The sequence below is a fragment of the Massilia sp. 05N420 genome (assembly GCF_056397205.1).
This window is the reverse complement of sequence record NZ_JBFTMX010000042.1, coordinates 48,677-72,351: the sequence shown is the minus strand read 5'-3', so window position 1 is coordinate 72,351 and position 23,675 is coordinate 48,677. Positions and strand designations below refer to the sequence as shown.

Annotated in this window: 24 protein-coding genes; 19 read left to right on the top strand and 5 right to left on the bottom strand. The window is 64.5% G+C overall.

Going from position 1 to position 23,675, the window contains the following annotated elements:
* Positions 1 to 8: 8 nt before the first annotated feature.
* The gene (locus AC1DIX_RS22460; RefSeq protein ID WP_477327559.1) at positions 9 to 1,208 is read right to left on the bottom strand and encodes an MFS transporter; all 1,200 of its coding nucleotides are present in this window, start codon (positions 1,206 to 1,208) and stop codon (positions 9 to 11) included.
* A gap of 108 nt (positions 1,209 to 1,316) precedes the next feature.
* Here AC1DIX_RS22460 and AC1DIX_RS22455 point away from each other — a divergent pair, with 108 nt between their 5' ends.
* The 11 genes from AC1DIX_RS22455 to AC1DIX_RS22405 all read left to right on the top strand — a co-directional run bounded on the left by AC1DIX_RS22455 (position 1,317) and on the right by AC1DIX_RS22405 (position 11,443).
* Positions 1,317 to 1,787, top strand: coding sequence for a winged helix-turn-helix transcriptional regulator (locus AC1DIX_RS22455; RefSeq protein WP_477327557.1), 471 nt, complete (start codon positions 1,317 to 1,319; stop codon positions 1,785 to 1,787).
* The gene (locus AC1DIX_RS22450) at positions 1,784 to 2,179 is read left to right on the top strand and encodes an ASCH domain-containing protein (protein ID WP_477327555.1); all 396 of its coding nucleotides are present in this window, start codon (positions 1,784 to 1,786) and stop codon (positions 2,177 to 2,179) included. Before AC1DIX_RS22455 ends, AC1DIX_RS22450 begins: the two co-directional genes overlap by 4 nt.
* An 89-nt stretch (positions 2,180 to 2,268) precedes the next feature.
* The gene (accD, locus tag AC1DIX_RS22445) at positions 2,269 to 3,141 is read left to right on the top strand and encodes an acetyl-CoA carboxylase, carboxyltransferase subunit beta (RefSeq protein ID WP_477327553.1); all 873 of its coding nucleotides are present in this window, start codon (positions 2,269 to 2,271) and stop codon (positions 3,139 to 3,141) included.
* Between the two features lie 54 nt (positions 3,142 to 3,195).
* On the top strand, positions 3,196 to 4,494 hold the full coding sequence (gene folC, locus AC1DIX_RS22440; protein ID WP_477327551.1) for a bifunctional tetrahydrofolate synthase/dihydrofolate synthase: 1,299 nt from the start codon (positions 3,196 to 3,198) through the stop codon (positions 4,492 to 4,494).
* An 11-nt stretch (positions 4,495 to 4,505) separates the two neighbouring features.
* The gene (locus AC1DIX_RS22435) at positions 4,506 to 5,540 is read left to right on the top strand and encodes an SPOR domain-containing protein (RefSeq protein ID WP_477327549.1); all 1,035 of its coding nucleotides are present in this window, start codon (positions 4,506 to 4,508) and stop codon (positions 5,538 to 5,540) included.
* Between the two features lie 4 nt (positions 5,541 to 5,544).
* On the top strand, positions 5,545 to 6,033 hold the full coding sequence (locus AC1DIX_RS22430) for a CvpA family protein (protein ID WP_442124753.1): 489 nt from the start codon (positions 5,545 to 5,547) through the stop codon (positions 6,031 to 6,033).
* A 31-nt stretch (positions 6,034 to 6,064) separates the two neighbouring features.
* On the top strand, positions 6,065 to 7,588 hold the full coding sequence (gene purF / locus AC1DIX_RS22425; protein WP_442124754.1) for an amidophosphoribosyltransferase: 1,524 nt from the start codon (positions 6,065 to 6,067) through the stop codon (positions 7,586 to 7,588).
* Positions 7,589 to 7,646: 58 nt separating this feature from the next.
* Positions 7,647 to 8,888 (top strand): cystathionine gamma-synthase family protein, encoded by a 1,242-nt coding sequence (locus AC1DIX_RS22420; RefSeq protein ID WP_477327547.1) that lies wholly within the window; start codon positions 7,647 to 7,649, stop codon positions 8,886 to 8,888.
* 82 nt (positions 8,889 to 8,970) lie between these two features.
* Positions 8,971 to 9,774 (top strand): tetratricopeptide repeat protein, encoded by an 804-nt coding sequence (locus AC1DIX_RS22415; protein ID WP_477327545.1) that lies wholly within the window; start codon positions 8,971 to 8,973, stop codon positions 9,772 to 9,774.
* A 20-nt stretch (positions 9,775 to 9,794) separates the two neighbouring features.
* On the top strand, positions 9,795 to 10,604 hold the full coding sequence (locus AC1DIX_RS22410) for a tetratricopeptide repeat protein (protein WP_477327543.1): 810 nt from the start codon (positions 9,795 to 9,797) through the stop codon (positions 10,602 to 10,604).
* Between the two features lie 74 nt (positions 10,605 to 10,678).
* Positions 10,679 to 11,443, top strand: a complete 765-nt coding sequence (locus AC1DIX_RS22405) for a tetratricopeptide repeat protein (protein WP_477327541.1) — start codon at positions 10,679 to 10,681, stop codon at positions 11,441 to 11,443.
* Positions 11,444 to 11,548: 105 nt separating this feature from the next.
* Here the strand turns inward: AC1DIX_RS22405 and lexA are convergent, their stop codons facing one another.
* Positions 11,549 to 12,190, bottom strand: a complete 642-nt coding sequence (lexA, locus tag AC1DIX_RS22400; RefSeq protein WP_477327539.1) for a transcriptional repressor LexA — start codon at positions 12,188 to 12,190, stop codon at positions 11,549 to 11,551.
* Between the two features lie 283 nt (positions 12,191 to 12,473).
* On the opposite strand from lexA, the gene rpsF reads away from it, so the two are divergent.
* The 8 genes from rpsF (at position 12,474) to pulA (ending at position 20,536) form a co-directional block, all read left to right on the top strand.
* Positions 12,474 to 12,857 carry a 30S ribosomal protein S6 gene (rpsF, locus tag AC1DIX_RS22395; protein WP_036232978.1) on the top strand — a complete coding sequence of 128 codons (384 nt, stop codon included), beginning with the start codon at positions 12,474 to 12,476 and terminating at the stop codon, positions 12,855 to 12,857.
* Positions 12,858 to 12,890: 33 nt separating this feature from the next.
* Positions 12,891 to 13,175, top strand: coding sequence for a primosomal replication protein N (gene priB / locus AC1DIX_RS22390; RefSeq protein ID WP_442124760.1), 285 nt, complete (start codon positions 12,891 to 12,893; stop codon positions 13,173 to 13,175).
* A 19-nt stretch (positions 13,176 to 13,194) separates the two neighbouring features.
* On the top strand, positions 13,195 to 13,485 hold the full coding sequence (rpsR, locus tag AC1DIX_RS22385; RefSeq protein WP_036249492.1) for a 30S ribosomal protein S18: 291 nt from the start codon (positions 13,195 to 13,197) through the stop codon (positions 13,483 to 13,485).
* Between the two features lie 33 nt (positions 13,486 to 13,518).
* Positions 13,519 to 13,971, top strand: coding sequence for a 50S ribosomal protein L9 (rplI, locus tag AC1DIX_RS22380; protein WP_477327537.1), 453 nt, complete (start codon positions 13,519 to 13,521; stop codon positions 13,969 to 13,971).
* A gap of 117 nt (positions 13,972 to 14,088) precedes the next feature.
* A complete protein-coding gene (locus AC1DIX_RS22375; protein ID WP_047823886.1) occupies positions 14,089 to 15,474 on the top strand; it encodes a replicative DNA helicase in 1,386 nt (461 codons plus the stop codon).
* A gap of 119 nt (positions 15,475 to 15,593) precedes the next feature.
* Positions 15,594 to 16,220, top strand: a complete 627-nt coding sequence (locus AC1DIX_RS22370) for a DUF47 domain-containing protein (protein ID WP_047823888.1) — start codon at positions 15,594 to 15,596, stop codon at positions 16,218 to 16,220.
* Between the two features lie 21 nt (positions 16,221 to 16,241).
* Positions 16,242 to 17,252, top strand: coding sequence for an inorganic phosphate transporter (locus AC1DIX_RS22365; protein WP_477327535.1), 1,011 nt, complete (start codon positions 16,242 to 16,244; stop codon positions 17,250 to 17,252).
* Between the two features lie 170 nt (positions 17,253 to 17,422).
* On the top strand, positions 17,423 to 20,536 hold the full coding sequence (gene pulA, locus AC1DIX_RS22360) for a pullulanase-type alpha-1,6-glucosidase (RefSeq protein WP_477327533.1): 3,114 nt from the start codon (positions 17,423 to 17,425) through the stop codon (positions 20,534 to 20,536).
* 94 nt (positions 20,537 to 20,630) lie between these two features.
* On the opposite strand, the gene AC1DIX_RS22355 is transcribed toward pulA, so the two are convergent.
* From AC1DIX_RS22355 to AC1DIX_RS22345, 3 genes are all read right to left on the bottom strand, one after another.
* Complete coding sequence (locus AC1DIX_RS22355) at positions 20,631 to 20,870, bottom strand: hypothetical protein (protein ID WP_442124764.1); 240 nt, start codon at positions 20,868 to 20,870, stop codon at positions 20,631 to 20,633.
* 273 nt (positions 20,871 to 21,143) lie between these two features.
* Positions 21,144 to 22,958 (bottom strand): PhoH family protein, encoded by a 1,815-nt coding sequence (locus AC1DIX_RS22350; protein ID WP_442124765.1) that lies wholly within the window; start codon positions 22,956 to 22,958, stop codon positions 21,144 to 21,146.
* 215 nt (positions 22,959 to 23,173) lie between these two features.
* On the bottom strand, positions 23,174 to 23,653 hold the full coding sequence (locus tag AC1DIX_RS22345) for a peroxiredoxin (protein ID WP_477327530.1): 480 nt from the start codon (positions 23,651 to 23,653) through the stop codon (positions 23,174 to 23,176).
* Positions 23,654 to 23,675: the final 22 nt, after the last annotated feature.

Genomic DNA, 23,675 nt, shown 5'->3' with positions numbered 1-23,675 from the left:
GTTCTGTCTCAGGCGTCCCCGCCGGCCGTGAATTTGCGGGTCAGTACCCAGAACGCCAGCGCCGCCAGGCTGACGCCGGCGCCGAGCAGGCACACGCCGCGCCAGCCCGCGCCCGCATAGCTGGCCGTCGAGGCCAGGGCGCCGATCCCGCTTCCGACCGCATAGAACAGCATGTAGGCGCCGACGAGGCGGCTGTGCGCTTCGGGCGAGGCGCGAAAAATCAGGCTCTGGTTGGTGACGTGGATCGCCTGGCCGCCGAGGTCGAGCAGGACGATGCCGCCGATCAGCGCCCACAGCGAGCTGTCCATCCAGGCCAGCGGCAACCATGCGACCGCCAGCACCAGCAGGGCGGCGGCGCTGACCGGCCCTTCGTGGCCGCGGTCCGCCAGCCGGCCGGCCCAGATCGCGGCGAGTGCGCCGGCCGCGCCCGCGAGTCCGAAGGCGCCGATGGCCGTGTGCGACAAGCCATACGGTGGAGCGCTCAGCGGCAACACGAGGGCGCTCCAGAAGATGTTCAGGACGGCGAACATCAGCAAGGCCAGCATGCCACGGACCTGGAGTGTCCGGTCGCGCCCCAGGCGCGTGAACATGGAGGCGATCAGGCTCCGGTAGCGCATCGTGCTTCGTGCGGCGCCGAGTGCCGGCAAGCCGCGCCACAGCAGGGCCGCCAGCACCAGGGTCAGCGCGGCCGAGCACAGGTACACGCTGCGCCACCCGGCGAGATCGCTGATGCCGCCGGCCAGCACGCGCGCCAGCAGCAGGCCGATGAAGACGCCGCCCTGGGCCGTGCCGACGACCCGTCCGCGTTCCTCGTCGGCCGCGGCGCTGGCGGCATAGGAGATCAGCCCCTGCGTCATGGCGGTGCCGAACAGGCCGGTCAGCAGCATCGCCGCCAGCAGGATCGCGCTGGTCCTTGCCGTCCCGACGGCGACCAGGGCCGCGGCCAGCATCAGCGCCTGCGCCAGCATCAGGCGGCGGCGCTCGATCAGGTCGCCCAGCGGGACGACCAGCAGCAGGGCGAGGGCGCAGCCGGCCTGGGTGGCGGTGACGATGCTGCCGACGGCCGCGCCGGGAATGSCGAASTCGCGCGCCAGCGCGTCCAGCARSGGCTGGGCGTAGTAGACGTTGGCCACGCTCAGGCCGGCGGCGCAGGCGAACAGCAGGACGGTGGCACGCGGCAGGGTGATGTGCGGAAGGGAAGCGCCCATGCGGTTTCTCCAGGTTGGATTCATTTTTGGTTTCAAATTGAAACCGTTTGCAGCTTAAGGCTTATGGTTTTAAAATGCAACCGACATCAACCTTCCCCTCCCGGCGAGATGAACCAACCGAATCCAGCCAATCCCGAGCCCTGTCCGGTGGCGCGCTCGGCGGGCATCGTCGCCGACCGCTGGTCGCTGCTGATCGTGCGCGATGCCTTCGACGGCGTGCGGCGCTTCAGCGACTTCCAGCGCAGCCTCGGCATCGCGCGGAACATCCTGTCCGACCGCCTGCACCGCCTGCTCGATGCCGGCATCCTCGCCATGCAGGCCGGCAGCGGCGGCGGCGCGCACCGGGAATACGTGCTGACGGCAAAGGGCCGGAGCCTGTTTCCGGTCGTGGTGGCCTTGCGCCAGTGGGGAGAGCACCATCTGTTCGGCGAAGGGGAAGCGCACTCCGAACTGGTCGAAACGAAGACCGGCAAGCCCCTGCGTGCCATGCTGCCCCTGGCGGACGATGGCCATGCGATTTCGGCCGACGAGACCGAGGTGCGCAAACTGAGACCGGCCGAAGCGCCGCAAGAACGATGAACAGGCGCAAACGCCTGACCTTCTGGGGCGCCCACGAAGACGACGACAGCCTGCCTCGCGCCGTCATGGCAGGGCGGAAGACCGTCACCGCCGACACCGTCGAGGACTACTACAAGCCCTACGGCGAATTCGGCGACGGCAGCTACGCAGCGGGTGAGCTCATCGAGGTCTACGACCTGAGGCAGCGGCTGCGCTGCCTGATCCGCGCGACCAAGGTGCAGCGCATCCGCTTCGGCGAGATTCCGGAAGAGGTATGGCGTGGCGAAGGATTCGCCAGCGCGCGCGAATTCCAGGACGTGCACATCGCCTGCCTGCCGCAATACGAGCTGCATGCGGATTTCGAATTCGTGACCCTGCACTTCGAACTTGTCGAAGTCATCAACCTTGCATAGAAGCTAAGGTCTTACCAGCAAGAATTCGACAAGCCGAACCTGAATCGGTACACTACGCGCAAATCCAGAATTGCCGCAAAGGAGAACACATGAGTTGGTTGGAAAAACTGCTGCCCCCCCGGATCCAGCGCTCCGATGCCGCCAAAAAGCAGACCATGCCCGAGGGCCTGTGGGTCAAGTGCCCGTCGTGCGAATCGGTGCTCTACCGTACCGACCTCGAATCGAACCTGCACGTCTGCCCGAAGTGCAGCCATCACATGCGCATCCGCGCCCGCGCGCGTCTCGACGCGCTGCTGGACGAAGGCGGCCGCTATGAGATCGGCCAGGACGCGCTGCCGGTCGATACCCTGAAGTTCAAGGACAGCAAGAAGTACCCCGACCGTCTCAAGCAGGCCATGGACGCCACCGGCGAAACCGATGCCATGATCGTGCAGGGCGGTTCGATCATGAGCCTGCCGGTCGTCGTCGCCTGCTTCGAATTCGAATTCATGGGCGGCTCGATGGGTTCCGTGGTCGGCGAGCGTTTCGCCCGCGGCGCCCAGGTGGCCCTGGAGCAGAAGGTGCCCTTCATCTGCATCACCGCCACCGGCGGCGCCCGCATGCAGGAAGGCMTKCTGTCGCTGMTGCAGATGGCCAAGACCACCGCGATGCTGACCAAGCTCTCCGAGAAGAAGCTGCCGTTCATCAGCGTGCTGACCGACCCGACCATGGGCGGCGTCTCCGCTTCCTTCGCCTTCATGGGCGACGTCGTGATCGCCGAACCGAAGGCCCTGATCGGCTTTGCCGGCCCGCGCGTGATCGAGAACACCGTGCGCGAAAAGCTGCCGGAAGGCTTCCAGCGCGCCGAGTTCCTGGTGCAGAAGGGCGCCATCGACATGATCGTCGACCGCCGCAAGATGCGCGAAGAGATCGCCCACCTGCTCGCCCTGCTGCAAAGCCAGCCGGCCGACGTCATCGCCTAAATCATCTTCCTGCGCGGCCGGATCACTCCGGCCGCGCGCCGTACTTTTCCCGCCATGTCCACATTACCGACCACCTTGCCCGACTGGCTGGCGCTGCTCGAGTCGCGCCATGCCGAAATCCACATCGACATGGGCCTGGACCGCGTACGCGCCGTCAAGGAGCGCATGCAGCTCGCCTTTTCCTGCCCCGTGATCATGGTGGCCGGCACCAACGGCAAGGGTTCCACCTGCGCCATGCTGGAAGCCATGCTGCTGCAGGGCGGCTACCGTACCGGCCTGTATATCAAGCCGCATTTCCTCGACTTTAACGAGCGCGCCCGCATCAACGGCGAGATGGCCAGCGACGAAGCCCTGGTGTCCGCCTTCGACGTGGTCGAAGCGGCGCGCGGCGACGTCGACCTGACCTATTTCGAGTTCACCACGCTGGCCATCATGCACCTGCTGGCCACCAGCGAGATCGACGTCGCCATCCTCGAAGTCGGCCTGGGCGGACGCCTCGACGCCGTCAACGTGATCGACGCCGACGTCTCCATCGTCACCAGCATCGACATCGACCACAAGGACTACCTGGGCGAGACGCGCGAAGAGATCGGCTTCGAGAAGGCCGGCATCTTCAGGCCGGGCAAGCCGGCGATCTGCAGCGATCCGCAGCCGCCGGCCTCTCTCATCAAGCATGCCGAGGACGTCAAAGCCGACCTGTGGCTGATCGGCCGCGACTTCAACTACCAGGGCGACAAGCAGCAGTGGGCCTTCGGCGGCCGTTCGCAGCGCCGCAACTCGCTGGCCTATCCGGCCCTGCGCGGCGCCAACCAGCTGCTGAACGCCTCGGCCGCACTGGCCGCGCTGGAATCGCTGCGCCTGCGGCTGCCGGTGGGCGCGCAGGAAGTGCGCGCCGGCCTCGCCATGGTCGAGCTGCCGGGCCGTTTCCAGGTGCTGCCGGGCCGTCCGACCACGGTGCTGGACGTGGCCCACAATCCGCACGCGGCCGCGACCCTGGCCCAGAACCTGGGCAATATGGGCTACCACCGCTTCACCTACGCCGTGTTCGGCATCATGCAGGATAAGGACATCGACGCCGTCATCGAGCACATGGCGCCCTGCGTCGACCACTGGTGCGTGACGGCGCTGCCGTCACCGCGTTCGGCCGATCCCGCGGAACTGGCGGCAAAGCTGGAGGCGAAGAAGCCGGCGGGCGTCAAGCCGGACGAGTTTTCGGTAAAAACCTTCGCCGATCCGGGCGCGGCCTTCCAGGACGCAACAAGCCGGGCCGGACAGGATGATAGAATAGTGGTCTTTGGCTCGTTCCATACCGTGGCTGGCGTGATGGCGGCCCGTAAATCCTCTCTTCATTGACCTGACAACGCATGGGCTTGTTCTCGTTCTTCGGTAAAAACAAGCAAGGCCGCGCTGCCGAGGACAGCGGCCGTTTCTACAGCAAGGACGACGACGCCGCAATCGGCGAACGCGCCCGTTCCAAGCGTGCCTCCAGCGCGGGCGCCGTCGCCGGCAGCACGCGCGGACGCGGCACCGGCAACGACCCTTTGCTACCCGAGAAGAAGCGGGCGCGGCGCCGCTTGGTGGGGGCTATCGCGCTGGCGCTGGCGGCCGCCGTCGGCCTGCCGATGCTGCTCGATTCCCAACCGAACAAGACGCTGGCAGGCGACATCGCGATCCAGATCCCGTCCAAGGACAAGGCGGCGCCGCTGCCGGTGCCGGCCGATCCCTCGGCTCCCGCCGCGCAAGCCGGACCGGCGAGCGCGCGCGACAGGACCGTGGCCGCCGTGGCCGCCGAGGACAGCGTCGGCAAGGACGAGGAAATCGTCCAGATGCCGCCGGTCTCGAAATCCGCGTCGAAACCCGCCGTGGTCGCCGCCGCGAAGCCGCAGGGCGCGGCCGAGCTGCCCAAGCCCGAACACAAGCCCGAACACAAGCCGGAGCCGCCCAAGCCGAAGGCCGAGCCGAAGCAGGAAGCCAGGCCCGAACACAAGCCGGAACCCAGGCCCGAGCACAAGCCGGCCGAGAAGGCCGACAAGCCGGTCAAGCCGAAGAGCGAAGACAAGCCGAAGCTCGAGGACAAGCCGGTCAAGCCGCGCGACGACGTGCGTGCCCTCGCCATCCTCGAAGGGAAGGGCGCGGACAAGACCGACAAGGCCGAGAAGGACAAACAGCCGGCCGACGCCGGCTCGCAGAAATTCGTGGTGCAGGTGGCCGCGCTGTCGAGCCAGGAAAAGGCCGCCGAACTGCAGGCGAAACTGCATGGCGCCGGCATCAATTCGCACACCGAAAAGGCCGGCGAACTGATCAAGGTGAAGATCGGCCCCCTGAGCAAGGACGAGGCCGAGAAAGTGCGCGCCAAGCTGGGCCGCATCGGCCTGTCGGGCTTCATGACCCCTGTTTGAAGCCGTGACGATTTTCGATTACATCGTCCTGTTCATCCTGATCTCGTCGGTCGTCATCAGCACCATGCGTGGGCTGGTGAAGGAAATCCTGTCCCTGGTGAGCTGGGTCGCGGCCTTCGTGGTGGCGAACGCCTTCGGTGCGAAGCTGGCGCCCATGCTACCATCGGTGGTTCCGGGCGAGTCGCTGAGGCTGATCCTTGCTTTCGTTGCACTATTCCTGGGCGTACGTGTACTGATGGGCCTGCTGGCCCTGGCGATCGGCGCGCTGATCGAGGCCTCCGGCCTCTCGCTGGCCGACCGCGGACTCGGCGGCCTGTTCGGACTGGGCCGGGGGATTGTAATCGTGCTGGCCGGCGTCATATTGTGTGGGATGACTTCCATTCCCCAACAGGCTTTCTGGAAAAACGCGTTGCTCTCTCCCATGGCGGAAACCGGGGCGCGCACGGTCAAGCCTTTCTTGCCGGCTGCCTTCGCGCAGCACGTGCAGTATTAATTTTTCATTATCAGCTGTTTAGGAGCGCACCATGTGTGGCATCGTCGGCGTCGTCTCGCAAGCCCCCGTCAACCAGTTGCTGTATGACGCATTGCTGCTGCTGCAGCATCGCGGCCAGGATGCGGCCGGTATCGCAACCAACCATAGCAGCATGTTCTCGATGTACAAGGCCAACGGCCTGGTGCGCGACGTGTTCCGCACCCGTAACATGCGCTCGCTGATGGGTAATTCCGGCATCGGCCACTGCCGCTACCCGACCGCCGGCTCGTCCAGCGAAGAGGAGGCGCAGCCGTTCTACGTGAACGCGCCGTTCGGCATCACGCTGGCGCACAACGGCAACCTGACCAACCAGGCCCAGCTCAAGGACGAGCTGTTCCGCATCGACCGCCGCCACGTCAACACCGGTTCCGATTCGGAAGTGCTGCTGAACGTGCTGGCCCACGAGATCCAGACCGCCGCCGACGGCTACTCGCTGGATCCGGATGCCATCTTCAAGGCGGTTGCCATGGTGCACAAGCGCGTGCGCGGCGCCTATGCCGTGATCGCCCAGATCTCCGGCCACGGCCTGCTGGCCTTCCGCGACCCCTTCGGCATCCGTCCGCTCTGCCTGGGCGTGAACGAGACCGAGAACGGCCCCGAATACCTGGTCGCCAGCGAATCGGTGGCGCTCGAGGGCCTGGGCTTCCGCTTCGTGCGCGACATCGCGCCGGGCGAGGCGGTCTTCATCGACGACGCCAGCCAGCTGCATTCGCGCCAGTGCGCCGAGAACCCGTCGCTGAATCCCTGCGCCTTCGAATACGTCTACCTGGCCCGTCCGGACTCCGTCATCGACGGCGCCTCGGTCTACGCGACCCGCCTGCGCATGGGCGAATACCTGGCCGACAAGATCCGCGAGGAGATCCCGGTCGAGGAAATCGACGTCGTGATGCCGATCCCGGACTCATCGCGTCCGGCCGCGATCCAGCTGGCGCTGAAACTGGGCGTCGAGTACCGCGAAGGCTTCATCAAGAACCGCTACATCGGCCGCACCTTCATCATGCCGGGCCAGGGCATGCGCAAGAAGTCGGTGCGCCAGAAGCTGAACGCGATCGCTTCCGAGTTCAAGGACAAGAACGTGCTGCTGGTCGACGACTCGATCGTGCGCGGCACCACCAGCCGCGAGATCGTGCAGATGGCGCGTGAAGCGGGCGCCCGCAAGGTCTTCTTCGCCTCGGCCGCGCCGCCGGTGCTGTACCCGAACGTGTACGGCATCGACATGCCGACCCGCGACGAGCTGATCGCCCACGGCCGCACCGTGGAAGAGGTGTGCCGCGAGATCACGGCCGACCGCCTGGTCTACCAGGACATCGAGGCGCTGAAGAAATCGATCATGGACGTGAATCCGGCGCTGACCAGCGTCGAGGCGTCCTGCTTCGACGGCGTCTACATCACCGGCGACATCTCGCCGGAGTACCTGGACAGGCTGGAGAACCACCGCCACAAGAGCTCGGGCAAGTCGTCCGAGGATCTGGTGCGGACCCAGCTGAATCTGAACCCGCCGGTAGCGGCGGAGTAAATCACGTATCATCGTACGGGCGCCTCGGGCGCCCGTTTTCATTTGTACCGACACGATCATGAGCGACACGAACAACTACGGCTTCACCACCACCATCCTCCACAACGACCGCCGCAAGACCATCGAGCAGGGCTCGCTGCACAAGCCCATCCACACCTCGGTGGCCTTCGGCTATGGCGACGCGCGCCAGCTGGCCTCGGTCTTCCAGGGCAAGGAACCGGGCTTCCGCTACGGCCGCCAGGGCAACCCGACGGTGTCGGCGCTGGAAGACAAGATCACCAAGATGGAAGACGGCGTCGCCACCCTGTGCTTCGCCACCGGCATGGCAGCGATCGGCGCGCTGGCCCAGGCGCTGCTGAAGGAAGGCGACCACGTGGTCTCGTCCAGCTTCCTGTTCGGGAATACCAACAGCCTGTGGAACACGGTGGCGGGGCAGGGCACCGAGGTCTCCTTCGTCGATGCCACCGACGTCGCCAACGTCGAAGCGGCGCTGCAGCCCAACACGCGCCTGGTGTTCGTCGAGACCATCGCCAATCCGCGCACCCAGATCGCGGATCTCGCGCGCATCGGCGAGCTGTGCCGTAGCAGGGGCATCCTCTACGTGGTCGACAACACCATGACCACGCCCTGGCTGTTCCGCCCGAAGGCGGTCGGCGCCGGCCTGGTGGTCAATTCGCTGACCAAGTCGATCGGCGGCCACGGCATGGCGCTGGGCGGCGCCCTGACGGACACCGGCCTGTACGACTGGAGCGCCTATCCGAACATCGCGCCGAACTTCCGCAAGCAGCCGGCCAAGGCCCAGGGCATGGCCCAGCTGCGCGCCAAATCGCTGCGCGACTTCGGCGCCTCGCTGGCGCCGGAAGCCGCCCACCACATCGCCGTCGGCGCCGAGACCCTGGCCCTGCGCATGGACCGCACCTGCGCCAACGCGTTGGCGCTGGCGAAGATGCTGGAAGCCGACCAGCGCGTCGCCGCCGTCCACTACCCGGGCCTGCCTTCGCACCCGCAGCACCGCATCGCTACCAGCCTGTTCCGTGCCTACGGCTCGCTGTTCAGCTTCGAGCTGAAGGAGGGCATCGACTGCTTCGACTACCTGAACCGCCTGCAGATCGCGATCCCGGCCAGCAACCTGGGCGACACCCGCACCCTGGTGATCCCGGTCGCGCACACGATCTTCTTCGAGATGGGGCCGGAGCGCCGCGCCAGCATGGGCATCGCCGAATCCCTGATCCGGGTGTCGGTGGGCATCGAGGATACGGCGGACCTGCTGGCCGACTTCGGCAACGCGCTGGCCGACTGAACACGGCGTTTTATCCATAGCGAATTGTCATAAAACAAAGGCAAGTCTATGATCGCTCTCACCAATCATGTGGAGAGAGACGATGAAACGACTTGCATTTGCGGTGCTGATGCTGGCCGCCGGGATGGCCTGGGCCGACGATCTCGGCGATGCCGAAAAAGCCTTGCGCGCCAAGGAATACGGCAAGGCCTTGCCGATCTACACGAAGCTGGCGAACGCCGGCAATGCCGAAGCGCAGTTCCGCCTGGGCGAAATGTACTGGTATGGCGACGGCACCGCGGTCGACATGGGCAAGTCGCAGGACTGGCTGCAGAAGGCCGCAGCGTCCGGCCATGGCGGCGCGAAGGAGTCGCTGGCGGTCCTCAAGGAGCGCGAACAGCGTGCCGGCGACCTGGCTTACTGGACCGGCTACAAGGGCGATGACCTGGTGACGGGCAAGTACGCCTGCCCGATGCCGAAGATCCCGCAGGTGTCGAAGACCAATGAGGACATCAACCGGGTCAGCACCGCGATCGCGCAATGGGAAACCTGCTACAACGACTTCGTGGCCGGCGTGAACCAGGCGCCGCCGGGCGTCAAGCGCATCCCGGCCGACATCCTCAAGCTGATGAGCCCGCACGAAGCCGAGCAGGCCGCCTCCCGCATCGATGACGTCACGGTGGCCGTGATCAGCCGCCGCCAGGCCGAGGCGCTGAATTTCACCTCGGAGCGCGACGCCTGGTACACGGCAACCCAGTCCTTCGTGGCGGAATCGAATGCCAAGAGCGAGGCGAACAAGCGCCAGCTCGACGTCGAGAACCGGCGCGCGGCCGATGCCAGCAACGAATACAACCGCAGGGTCACGCAGGGCGCGACCTTCGCCCAGCCCGCGTCGACCGGCAAATAAGGCTTGTATCGGGAGCGACGATGAAACGACTTGCATTTGCGGTGCTGATGCTGGCCGCCGGGATGGCGCGGGCCGACGATCTGGGCGATGCCGAAAAGTCCTTGCGCGCGAAGGAATACGACAAGGCCTTGCCGATCTTGACGAAGCTGGCGAACGCCGGCAATGCCGAAGCGCAGTTCCGCCTGGGCGAGATGTACTGGCATGGCAACGGCACCGCGCCCGACCTGGGCAAGTCGCAGGCCTGGCTGCAGAAGGCCGCCACCGGCGGGCATGGCGGCGCGAAGGAGACCTTGGCGATCCTGAAGCAGCGCGAGGAGCGCGCCGCCGACCTGGCTTACTGGACCGGCGGCTACAAGGGCGAGGAGCTGGTATCGGGCAAGTTTGCCTGCCCGATACCGAAGCTTCCGGTGGTCTCCAGGACCAATGAGGAAATCAACCGCATCCAGGCCGAGATCGCCCAGTGGGAAACCTGCCACAACGATTTCGTCGCCAACGTGAAGCAGGCGCCGCAAGGCGGCAAACGTATCCCGCCCGACGTCTTCAAGTTGATGAGTCCGCGTGAGGCCGAGCAGGCGGCCGGCCGCGTCAACGATGCCCTGACGGGCGCCGCCATGCGCCGCCAGGCCGAGGCGCTGGCCTTTGCCGGCGACCGTGACGCCTGGTACGCGGCCACCGAAAAGTTTGTCAACGAGGCGAACGCCAGGACCGAGGACGACAAGCGCCGCCATAACGACGAGCAACAGCACGCACGGGAAGCCAATGATTCCTACCTGCGTAAAATGGGGGAGCAGGCGCCGCGTCCGCAGCGCTCGTGGGGCGGCAACAAGTAAGGATTGTTGAGCTGGCAGGGCTGTGGGGGTATGATAAATTTCTTTTTCACAGCCCTGCTTCACAGCTCTTTTCCATGAAGACTCTCCTGTTATGCGTCGCATTGCTGGCGGCCGGCACCGTCCGTGCCGACGAGCTGGCCGATGCCGACGCCCTGTTCGCCAAGAAGGCCTATCCAGAAGCCCTGCAGAAGTACACCAGGCTGGCCAATGCCGGCAACGTCACGGCCCAGCAGCACCTGGGCGAAATGTATTTTTACGGCGAAGCCGGCGCCATCGACATGGACAAGGCCACCGCCTGGTTCCGCAAGGCGGCGGCCAAAGGCAATGCCGTCGCCATCGCCTCGCTCGAGATGATGAAGCAGCGCGAGCTCCGCCGCGCCGACATCGACTACTGGATGACGAAATACGACGGCTCGGATGTCCGTACCGACGAGTACCGCTGCCCGGCGCCGCGCTTCCCGGCGGTGTCGCGCCAGACCGAGGAGATCGACCGCTACAGCGCGAAGATGAAGACCTGGCAGGATTGCTACAACCGCTATGCCGAGCACCTGAATGCGGTCACCCCGCTGAGCAAGCGTATTCCCGAGGACGTCCGTAAACTGATGACCAAGGCCGAATACGAGACGGCAAGCAAGCACCTGGACGCGGTGCAGGAGGGGCTGTCGGAAGACGCCAGGATCAGCGCCAAGATGGTCGTGGCCGACTTCACGGTCTGGCGCGACGCCACCGACGCCTATGTCAGCCAGCACAACGAGATCGTCAAGAGCGGGCCGACGCCCGAACGCGAGAAGGACCTGGAAGCGCGCAAGAACAACTATAACGGCGCAGGCACGAAGTAAGCCGTCCGCCGAATGAGAAACGCCCCGCAGGCGCAAGCCGGGCGGGGCGTTTATTTTGCCAAGTGGCAAAAATTAGTGCCGGCTCGGTGCCGGCTTAGTGCCAGCTCAGTGCCAAGAGCGCAGCAGGCCGACGGCCAGTCCTTCGAGCGCGAACTCGTCGGTGTGCGGATCGACCGTGATGACGGAGAAGTCCGGGTTTTCCGGCAGCAGTTCGATGGTGCCGCCGCTCTTGCGGTAGCGCTTGACGGTGACTTCGTCGCCGATGCGGGCGACTACGATCTGGCCGTTCTTTGCCGAATCCACTTTCTTGACGGCCAGGAAGTCGCCGTCGCAGATGCCGGCGTCGCGCATCGACCAGCCCTTGACCTTCAGCAGGAAGTCGGGCTTGCTCGAAAACATGGCCGGGTCGACCGAGTAGGTGGCCTCGACATGTTCCTGGGCCAGGATCGGCGAACCGGCGGCGACGCGGCCGACCAGCGGCAGCGACATCAGCAGGGCAGCCGGGACTGCCGGTACCGGAGCGGGTTCGGCTGCGGCGCCGACCAGGCGGATGCCGCGCGAGGTGCCGGGGGAGATTTCGATCGCGCCCTTGCGCGCCAGGGCCTGCAGGTGTTCCTCGGCCGCATTGGCCGAGCGGAAGCCCAGCTCCTGCGCGATTTCGGCGCGGGTCGGCGGGAAACCGGTGTTGTCGATCGCTTCCTTGATCAGGTTGAGGATCTGTTCTTGCCGTGCGGTGAGCTTGAGCATGTCAAAGATTAATTCGTAGGTGAGCGGTAGTGCGGGGCGAACCCGATACCCTGTATTTTTGTACAGTATTGCGCCGGGCGCAAGGGGAATCCGTGCGATTTGCCGGTTTTTTTTGCCTGCCGGGCACAGCCGATGCTCGGTAGGCAAGCCGGGCCGCCAACGCGGCCTCGAAATGGCGATTGAGCTCTTGACGTTTTTGCGGTTATAATGTCGGGCTTTCCCTTCCCACACTCGTCTTGACGCCGAGGTGGGCATTTGTTTAAACGTCCTTAAGGAGTGTTGCATGCGTCATTATGAAATCGTGTTTATCGTCCACCCGGACCAGAGCGAGCAGGTTCCGGCGATGATCGAGCGCTACAAGACCACGGTCACCTCGCGCGGCGGTAACATCCACCGCGTCGAAGACTGGGGCCGCCGTCAAATGGCTTACCAGATCCAGAAGCTGCCGAAGGCACACTACATCTGCATGAACATCGAGTGCGACAACGAGACCCTGGTCGAGCTGGAAACCGCATTCAAATTCAATGATGCCGTGCTGCGTCACCTGACCGTCAAGATGAAGAAGGCCGAAACCGCGCCGTCGCCGATGATGAAATCGGTGCAGCGCGAAGACGCAGCCAAGAGCCATCGCGCCGAGCAGGCAGCTGCTCCGGCCGCAGCCGCTTAATTCTTAATCTTAAGAAAGAAGCGCGCAAGGGCAGTGAACGAGCTGTTGCTGGTCGCAAGCATCGCGGAACGCGATGCCCTGCGCTACACCCCGGCCGGTATCCCCATCGTCAGCGGCATCCTGCAACATGGATCGCAGCAGGTGGAAGCAGGGATTGCCAGGCAGGTCGAATTCGAGATCACCGCGCTGGCCGCGGGCGATGTTTCGAAGCGATTTGCCGACGCCGAACTCGGTGCCGTCTACGAGTTTCGAGGGTTCATGGCCAGGAAGAACCGCAACAGCAAAGCCCTGGTGTTTCACATCATTGATTTCATTTAGATAGATACAGGAGCCTAAAATGGCATTCGGTAAAAAGTTCGACAAAAACAAAGCCAAGGAAAAACTGAAGCGTAAACAGCAGAACCCGCTGTTCAAGCGCAAGAAGTTCTGCCGCTTCACCGCTGCAGGCGTGGAACAGGTTGACTACAAAGACGTCGACACCCTGAAGGATTTCGTCCAGGAAAACGGCAAGATCATGCCGGCACGCCTGACCGGTACCAAGGCGCACTACCAGCGCCAAGTGGACACCGCCATCAAGCGCGCCCGCTACCTGGCCCTGCTGCCGTACACCGACCTGCACAACGCTTAATCGTCGGTCACGACACGTATACTGGAGAATAATATGCAAGTCATCCTGCTGGAAAAAGTCGTCAACGTCGGCAACCTGGGCGACRTCGTCAAGGTCAAGGACGGTTACGCACGTAACTTCCTGATTCCGCAAAAGAAAGCCCGCCGTGCAACCGAATCGGCCGTGGCCGAGTTCGAAGTCAAGCGCGCCGAACTGGAAAAAGCAGCCGCCGAGAAACTGGCAGCCGCTCAAGGCCAGGGCGACAAGCTGAACGGTATGACCATCACCATCGCCCAGAAAGCTGGCGTGGACGGCCGTCTGTTCGGTTCCGTGACCAACTTCGACATCGCTGAAGCCCTGAGCAAGCAAGGTTTCGCCGTCGAAAAGGCCAACGTGCGCATGCCGACCGGCCCGCTGAAGACCACCGGCGAGCACCCGGTTGCCGTCGCACTGCACACCGACGTCGTCGTCGACGTGACCGTTGCAGTCGTGGGCGAAGCTGCCTAAATAATCCAGCAACATCTGTTGCAGGAATGAAAAAAGCCGGGCTTGCCCGGCTTTTTTTATGCTTGGAAAATCACCAATCATTTCAGCCGGCGATGCGGAAAAGGTATAATGTCGGCCATGAACACCCCAGCAGACCCGCAGATCGAGTCGCTCCGCATTCCCCCGCATTCCATCGAAGCAGAACAGTCCGTCATCGGCGGCCTGCTGCGCGATAACGCGGCGTGGGACCGCATTGCCGATTTCATGCATGCGGAGGACTTTTACCGCTACGACCACCGGATCATCTTCGAACAGATGGTCCGCCTGATCAATGCTGGCAAACCTGCCGACGTGATCACCGTGTATGAATCGCTCGTCCAGCTCGGCAAGGCCGAGGAAGTGGGCGGGCTGCAGTACCTCAATGCGATGGCGCAAAATACGCCATCCGCTGCCAACATCCGCCGTTACGCCGAGATCGTCCGCGACCGCGGCGTGCTGCGCCAGCTCATCACCGTCGCCGACGAAGTCTCGGCCAAGGCCTTCAATCCCCAGGGCGCCGAGGTCAAGCAGATCCTCGACGAAGCCGAATCGCGCATCTTCGCGATCGCCGAGCAGGGCGCCCGCGGCGCCCAGGGCTGGCTGCCTGTGCAGCCGCTGCTGACCCAGGTGGTCGAGCGCATCGACGAACTCTACTCGCGCGAAAACCAGGGCGAGATCACCGGCGTCCCGACCGGCTTCATCGACCTCGACAAGATGACTTCCGGCCTGCAGCCGGGCGACCTGGTGATCGTCGCCGGCCGTCCGTCGATGGGTAAAACGGCATTCTCGGTCAACATCGGCGAGGCCGTCGCGGTCGAGGCCGGCCTGCCGGTCGCGATCTTCTCGATGGAGATGGGCGGCACCCAGCTCGCCATGCGTATGCTCGGCTCGATCGGCCAGCTCGACCAGCACCGCCTGCGTACCGGCAAGCTGATCGACGAGGACTGGCCGCGCCTGACGCACGCGATCCAGAAGATGAACGACGCCCAGATCTTCATCGACGAGACGCCGGCGCTGAACCCGATCGAAATGCGCGCCCGCGCGCGCCGCCTGGCCCGCCAATGTGGCAAGCTCGGCCTGATCATCGTCGACTACCTGCAGCTGATGCAGGGTTCCAAGCCGGGCGACAACCGGGCTTCGGAAATTTCGGAAATTTCGCGTAGCCTGAAGGGCCTGGCCAAGGAGCTGGGCTGTCCGGTGATCGCGTTGTCCCAGCTGAACCGATCGCTGGAACAACGCCCGAACAAGCGCCCGGTCATGTCCGACCTGCGCGAATCGGGCGCTATCGAGCAGGACGCGGACGTCATCATCTTCCTGTACCGCGACGAAGTCTATAACCCGGACTCGCCCGACAAAGGTACCGCCGAGATCATTATCGGCAAACAGCGTAACGGCCCGATCGGGGCGGTGCGACTGACCTGGATGGGTATGTATACCAAGTTCGGGAATTACAGCGGCAGCCTTAGCATTTATCAGGGCGATTAAGCCGATACAAAAACTGTCGCGGCTTAACACCGGGGTCAGAGCCCTTTTAAAAGCAACACCGGGCTCTGATCCCTCCGCGGCCTTTAAAGAAGTTCCAAGAGATTTACAACGGAGAACCTATGTTTGGACGCCTGATGCCCACTGAGGGCAAATTTTTCGACCTCTTCAACCAGCACGCGGCCCTGTGCGTGAAGGGCGCACAAGAAATGGTCGGCCTGATGACCAACTTCGACGACCTGGAAAACCGCACCCACGCTGTGGAGAGCATCGAAAAACAGGCGGACAAGATCACCTACGCTTGCGTCGACCTGCTGCACAAGACCTTCATCACCCCGCTGGACCGTGACGACATCCACAAGCTGATCACCCGCATGGACGACATCCTCGACATGATGGAGGACGCCGCCCAGACCATCTCGCTGTACGACCTGCACGCCGTGACGCCGGAAGCCAAGCGCCTGGCCGAGCTGTGCCTGGCCTGCTGCGAAAAGGTCCAGCAGGCCGTCGGCATGCTGCACAACATGGACAACGCCCAGAAGATGGTCGCGATCTGCGAAGAGATCGACCGCCTGGAATCGGACGCCGACCACGTGATGCGCGCGGCGATGTCCAAGCTGTTCCGCGACGAGCCGGACGTGCGCAACCTRATCAAGATGAAGGCCATCTACGAGATCCTGGAAACCGTCACCGACCGCTGCGAGGATGTCGCCAACATCATCGAAGGCATCATCGTCGAAAACGCGTAAGACCAGAACAATAAAAACAATATGGATCATCTTTTAATCAGCGTCTACGTGCTGGGCCTGCTCGTCTTTCTAGCGCTGGTCTTCGACTTCATGAATGGTTTCCACGATGCCGCCAACGCGATCGCGACGGTGGTGTCGACCGGGGTGCTGAAACCCCAGACCGCGGTCGCCATGTCCGCGCTGTTCAACTTCGTCGCCATCTTCACCGTCGGCGTGCACGTCGCGTCCACGGTGGGCAAGGGGACCGTCGATCCGCACATCGTCGACCAGTACGTGGTGTTTGGCGCCCTGGTCGGCGCGATCGTCTGGAACGTGGTCACCTGGTACTACGGTATCCCGTCCTCGTCCTCGCACGCCCTGATCGGCGGCCTGGTGGGCGCGGCGGTGGCCAAGTCGGGCACCGGCGCCCTGGTCGGCGGCGGCCTGCTCAAGACCGTCACCTGGATCATCCTGTCGCCGCTGCTGGGCTTCCTGCTCGGTTCGATCGTGATGCTGGCGGTGTCCTGGATCTTCGTGAAGACCCCGCCGCGCAAGGTTGACACCTGGTTCCGCCGCCTGCAGCTGGTCTCGGCCGCGGCCTACAGCCTGGGCCACGGCGGTAACGACGCCCAGAAGACCATCGGCATCATCTGGATGCTGCTGATCGCGGCCGGCGTCTCGCAGGCCAGCGACACGGTGCCGCCGCTGTGGGTGATCATCTCCTGCTATACGGCGATCTCGCTGGGCACCCTGTTCGGCGGCTGGCGCATCGTCAAGACCATGGGCCAGAAGATCACCAAGCTCAAACCCGTCGGCGGCTTCTGCGCCGAATCGGGCGGCGCCATCACCCTGTTCCTGGCCAGCGCGATCGGCGTGCCGGTGTCGACTACCCACACCATCACCGGCGCCATCGTCGGCGTCGGCTCGGCGCAGAAGGCGTCGGCGGTGCGCTGGGGCGTGGCCGGCAACATCGTGTGGGCATGGGTCTTCACGATCCCAGCCTCGGCCTTCATGGCTGCGATTGCCTGGTGGATCGGTACCCACGTCCTGTAACGTGATAATCGCTTCGGATGAGAAGGGCGGGATGCGAATCCCGCCCTTTTTGCTTGTGCACGCCACGCAACAAACGTCCTTGTCTTTTTTGCTATCGATAGTAGTAATATTACATAGTGGCTTTTGCCACCGATAACAACACAGGGGACGATATGCTGCCAGGACGTAGTTTGACTTCGCGGCTGCACTTTGCTGCAGCCGTTTGCATTTCCGCGCTACTCGCCGGATGCGGTGCCGGCGACAGCGGCAGCGCAGTCCAGCAGGGCGCCGGCTCGGGCACCCGCCTGCTGGCCGCGGCGCCCGCTGCGGCCCCGGCGGTCGCGCCGGGCAGCATCCGCATGCACTTCCACCGCGTGCAGAACGACACCGCCCGGTGGGGCGTGTATTCCTGGGACGGCCCGCAGCAGCCCAGCTCGGCCTGGATCACGGACCGCTTCATGTTCGCCGGCACGGACGGCTTCGGCGGCTACGTCGACATCCCGCTGGCCGCCGGCAAAAGCGCGATCTGGTTCCTGGTCACCGACGGCGGCGGCACCAAGAATTGCGGCGCCGACCAGCACGCGGACCTGAACGCGGATGTGTCCAGCAAGGGCCAGGAGATCTGGATGCTGGAGGGCGACTGCACCGTCTACGCCAGCCGGCCGGCCCTCAGCTACGGCAGCCTGGCCTTCGCCAGCGCCCACTGGCTGTCGGCCACCACCCTGGCCTGGCCGGGCGTGCCCACCACCGGCAGCTACAGGCTGTTCTACGCGAGCAATGGCGGCCTGACGGCCACGCCGGATGCCGCCGCCGGCCTGGCCGGCGCGGAAGGCAGCTTCACCCTGAGCCTCGCGCCCCTGTCCGACGCGATCCGCCGCAAGTACCCGCACCTGGCCGGCGCCACCGGCCTGCAGCTGGCCGCGGCGGACGCCGCCAAAGTCGCCGGGCTGGCCAGCGGCCAGTTCGCCATCGCCCAGTACGACGGTGCCGGCAACCTGGTGCAGGTGACCTCGCTGCAGACGGCCGGCATGCTCGACGAGGTGTTCGCGCAGGCGGCCGCGAACGCCCAGCTGGGCGTGACTTTCGACCGCGCCGGCATGCCGACCTTCCGCGTGTGGGCGCCGACGGCGAAATCGGTCGTGCTGAACGTTTATCCGAACGCCGATGCGCCGGCCGCCAGCACCGTGCCGATGACGAGGGAAGCGGCCAGCGGCGTGTGGCGCTACACGGCGACCGACGCGTCCTGGACCAACCGCGCCTACTACACCTATACCGTGCAGGTGCTGTCGCGCTGGGCGAACAACGCGCTGGTGACGAATACCGTCACCGACCCGTACTCGCCGAGCCTGAACGCCAACAGCACCCGCTCCTTCGTGGCCAACCTCGACAGCCCGGCGCTGAAACCGGCCGGCTGGGACGGCCAGCGCATTCCGAAGCTCGACGCGCCCACCGACATCGCCCTGTACGAGCTGCACATCCGCGATTTCTCGGCGCAGGACACGACGGTGCCGGCCGCCCACCGCGGCAAGTACCTGGCCTTCACCGACGACGACGCCAACCCGATGCGCCACCTGAAGTCGCTGCAGAAGGCCGGCATGACCCACGTCCACCTGCTGCCCAGCTTCGACTTCGCCAGCGTGAACGAGGCCGGCTGCGCGACGCCGGGCATTCCGAACGCGGCCGCCGATTCGATCGCCCAGCAGGCCGCGGTCGCCGCGGTACAGGACAGCGACTGCTTCAACTGGGGCTACGATCCGGTGCACTACAACGCGCCGGAAGGCAGCTATGCCAGCAACGCCAACGACGGCGCCGCGCGCGTGCGCGAGTTCCGCGCGATGGTGCAGAACCTGCACGAGACCGGCCTGCGCGTGACCATGGACGTGGTCTACAACCACACCAGCCAGTCGCAGCAGGGACCCTTGTCCGTGCTGGACCGCATCGTGCCGACCTATTACTACCGCCTCGGCGCCAACGGCAGCATCCTGAACGACAGCTGCTGCGCCGACACCGCCCAGGAAAACACGATGATGGGCAAGCTGATGATCGATTCGGTGTCGCTGTGGGCCAGGCAGTACAAGGTCGACAGCTTCCGCTTCGACATCATGGGCTTCACGCCGCTCGACCTGCTGAAGCGCCTGCAGGCGTCGGTGAACCAGGCCGCCGGCCGCGACATCTACCTGTACGGCGAAGCCTGGAACTTCGGCAACGTGGCCAACGACGCCCGCTTCGTGCAGGCGCGCCAGGCGAACATGGCCGGCACCGGCATCGGCTCCTTCAACGACCGCATGCGCGACGCGGTGCGCGGCGGCGGCTGCTGCGACAGCGGCAGTGCGCTGATCAGCCAGCAGGGCTTCATCAACGGCGTGTGGTACGACCCGAATGCGCAGGCGAACCAGAGCCGCGACGATGCCTTGCGCCTGGCCGACATGGTGAGGGTAAGCCTGTCCGGCACCCTGCGCGACTACCGCTTCACCGACCGTTCCGGTTCCCTGCGCACGAACGCCCAGATCGACTACTTCGGCCAGCAGGCCGGCTTCGCGGCCAGCCCGTCCGAGGTCATCAACTACATCGAGGCCCACGACAACCAGACCCTGTTCGACATCAACGCCTTCCGCCTGCCGCAATCGACCAGCCTGGCGGACCGCGTACGCGTGCAGAACCTGGGCGCGGCCATCGTGCTGCTGTCGCAGGGCGTGCCCTTCATCCATGCCGGCCAGGAGATCCTGCGTTCGAAGTCGCTCGACCGCGACAGCTACAACGCCGGCGACTGGTTCAACCGCCTCGACTACAGCTACACGTCCAACAACTTCGGCGTCGGCCTGCCGATGGCGGGGCCGAACCAGGACAACTGGGGCATGATGGCGCCGATCCTGACCAACCCGCTGATCAGGCCGGACACCCGCGCGATCCTGCAGGCGAAGGCGGTGTTCGAAGAGCTGCTGGCGATCCGCCAGGACTCGACCCTGTTCCGCCTGCGTACCGCCCAGGACGTGATCGAGCGCCTGAAATTCCATAACACCGGACCCGACCAGGTGCCGGGCGTGATCGTGATGGAAATCGACGGCAACGATCCGGGCAAATACCAGGGCGCGCAGTACAAGGGGGTGGTGGTGGTGTTCAACGTCGACAAGTCGGCGAAGACCATCGCCGTGCCGGCCCTGAAAGGCCGCAAGCTGCAGCTGCACCGGCTCCAGCGCAACGGCAGCGACGAGGTGGTGAAGTCCTCGGCTTTCGAACGCAGCGGCGGGACCTTCAGCATCCCGGCGCGCACGGCCGCGGTGTTCGTCCAGAACGCCAGCGATTGACGGCGCGACGTCGTAGTTGTAAATGAAAAGGGCCGGGAGTGACGAACTCCTGGCCCTTCGCTTCAGCTCAGCGGCAACCCGGCGCCGCGACAAGTCAGTTTCGCGGCAGGTTCAGGGCGCCGCCGCCCATCATGCGCGAATTTTCCAGTTCTTCCTTGTTGGCGGTCTTGACGGCAGTGGTGCGATCGACGTTACGGCGTGCGATCGAACTGCCGGTCGGGACGTAAGTCTCTTCCGGGCCGCTGCGCTGGGCGCTTGCGCCGTCCGGCGTTTCGGTCGCACAGCCGGCCAGCAGGGCCGAGCAGCTTGCGGCCAGCAGGATCAGGTACTTCATGGGGTCTCTCTCCTTATGGTGGTACTACGGTTGAAAAAGCGGTCGAATCCCGTTCACAACGCGACTCCAGAATCGGAATTTCATATGGTTTCCCGGTGTTTCTGCCTTGTTTTTACCGCATGAGGATCGCGGAATGATAGCCCCAACGAGGAGGGGATATTTCGAATTTGCAATTTTGCACCATTAACTGTAAATACGGCAATAAAACGGACGTAAAAAAGCCTGCGGGCCTTCCGGCGCACAGGCTTTTTGTTTGAACCCGACCGCTGAAACTTACAGCACGTCGCTGGCGTGATCCGCCAGGCGCGAGCGCTCGCCGCGCGCCAGGGTCACGTGGCCGCCGTGGCTCCAGCCCTTGAAGCGGTCGACCACATAGGTCAGGCCGCTCGAGCCTTCGGTGAGGTAAGGCGTATCGATCTGGGCGATATTGCCGAGGCAGAGGATCTTGGTGCCCGGACCGGCGCGCGTGACCAGGGTCTTGATCTGCTTCGGCGTCAGGTTCTGGGCCTCGTCGATGATGAGGAACTTGTTCACGAAGGTGCGGCCGCGCATGAAGTTGAGCGACTTGATCTTGATGCGCGAACGGATCAGGTCCTGGGTCGCGGCGCGGCCCCAGTCGCCGGCATCGCCGTCGCCTTTCATCAGCACTTCGAGGTTGTCGTCGAAGGCGCCCATCCACGGCGACATCTTCTCTTCCTCGGTACCCGGCAGGAAGCCGATGTCCTCGCCCACCGGCACCGTCACGCGGGTGACGATGATCTCGTTGTAGACCTTGGTCTCCAGCACCTGGGCCAGGCCCGCCGCCAATGCCAGCAGGGTCTTGCCGGTGCCGGCCTGGCCGAGCAGGGTGACGAAGTCGACCTCCGGGTTCATGAGCAGGTTCAAGGCGAAGTTCTGCTCGCGGTTGCGCGCCGTGATGCCCCAGACATTGTTCTTGTTGTGGCTGTAGTCGCGCAGGGTCTGGAACACGGCGGTCTTGCCGTTGATTTCCTTGACCTGGCCCTGGAAGGGCGCTTCGCCGTTGTTCGGTTCGAAGAACACGAACTGGTTCACCATCAGCGAGGGGATGAAGGGGCCGGTGACGCGGTAGTAGGTCGACGAGTTGCCGCCCTTGATTTCCTGCCAGGACTCCATGTTCTTGCCATGCTTGGTCCAGAAGTCGTCCGGCAGCTGGACGATGCCCGAGTACAGCAGGTCGGTGTCTTCCAGCACGTGGTCGTTGAAGTAGTCCTCGGCCGCCAGGCCCAGGGCGCGCGCCTTGATGCGCATGTTGATGTCTTTCGACACCAGCACGATCGCGCGGCCCGACTGGTCGGCTTCCAGCGCGCGCACCACGCCCAGGATCTGGTTGTCGGCCTTGCCGGAAGGGAGGCCTTCCGGCAGGCTGGCGGCGTTCAGGCGGGTCTGGAAGTACAGGCGGCCGCGCGCATCCTTGTTGCCCAGCTTGGCCAGCGGGATGCCGGTCTCGATGCCGTCGTCGTCGGTGTTGGCGATCAGGGCGTCCAGCGTGCGCGATACCTGGCGTGCGTTGCGCGCGACTTCCGACATGCCCTTCTTGTGGTTGTCGAGCTCCTCGAGCGTCATCATCGGCAGGTAGACGTCGTGTTCCTCGAAGCGGAACAGCGAGGTCGGGTCGTGCATCAGCACGTTGGTGTCGAGCACGAACATCTTGGTGCTGCCGACGCTGTCGGCCTTGCGGCTGGCCGAGGACTTGACGTTGACCTCGACCGGCTTGTGCTTGGCCGGATGCGGCTCGTTCATGTCGGTCTCGCGCAGCTTCGCGGCGGCGCCGTTCTTGCCGCTCTTGTCTTCGCGTGGAGGCGCGGGCAGCTTGGCCGGCGCGGCCGGCGGCGTCGTTTCGCGCACCGGCAGGCTCTCGCGACCCTGGCCCTCGGCCAGCAGCGCAGCCTTCGACTTGCGCGCACGGGTGGTCTTGGCCGGGACTGCCGGGCCGCTGATCAGGTCTTCGACCGGGTCGTTCTCCGCCTTCGCGGCTGCGCGGACAGGCGATTTGCCGGGTTCGGCCTTCGGGTAATCCTTTGCCAGCAGAATCGTCGCCGGCTTGCTTGGAATTTTCGGTAGTGGCATCAGGTTCTCAATCGGTATGAAGTCGGAAAAATGCGCCGCGCGGACGTGTGCGCCGCCGGGCCGGACAGATGCAACTGTGGGGGGAGCTGCGTGGCCCCGGCCGCTCATCAATGGGAGCGCGGCCGGCGGCCGGATTGGAATGATGCGTTGAGGTAAAACTAGGACTCAAAATAGGCAAACATCGGGCATCGGGTTAATCAACCGGAGCCATCCGTTCAGGRCTGGCTCTTCAGGAATTCGAGCACTTCCGCCACGTGATCATTGACTTTCACGCCACGCCATTCTTTCACCACTTTGCCGTTAGCGTCAATGACAAACGTACTGCGCTCGACCCCCCGTACCTTCTTACCGTACATGTTTTTCATCTTCATGACATCGAACTGGGTGCAGACCGCTTCTTCGGGGTCGGAGATCAGTTCGAAGGGCAGGCCGAGCTTGGCCTTGAAGTTCTCGTGGGAACGCAAGGAGTCGCGGCTGATGCCGTAGACGGCGGCGCCCAGCGCGGTGATCTCGTCGTGGTGGTCGCGGAAGTTCATGGCTTCCGTGGTGCAGCCGGGGGTATTGTCCTTTGGATAGAAATACAGCACCGTGAACTTTGCCGGGCGACCCTGCAGCTCGAAGGTCTGGTCGCCGGTCATGGCGGCAGTGAAGTTGGCCAAGGGCTCGGTAGCTGTTGCGGATGGGCTTTCGGCCACGGGGTTCTCCTGTCAGGAACAA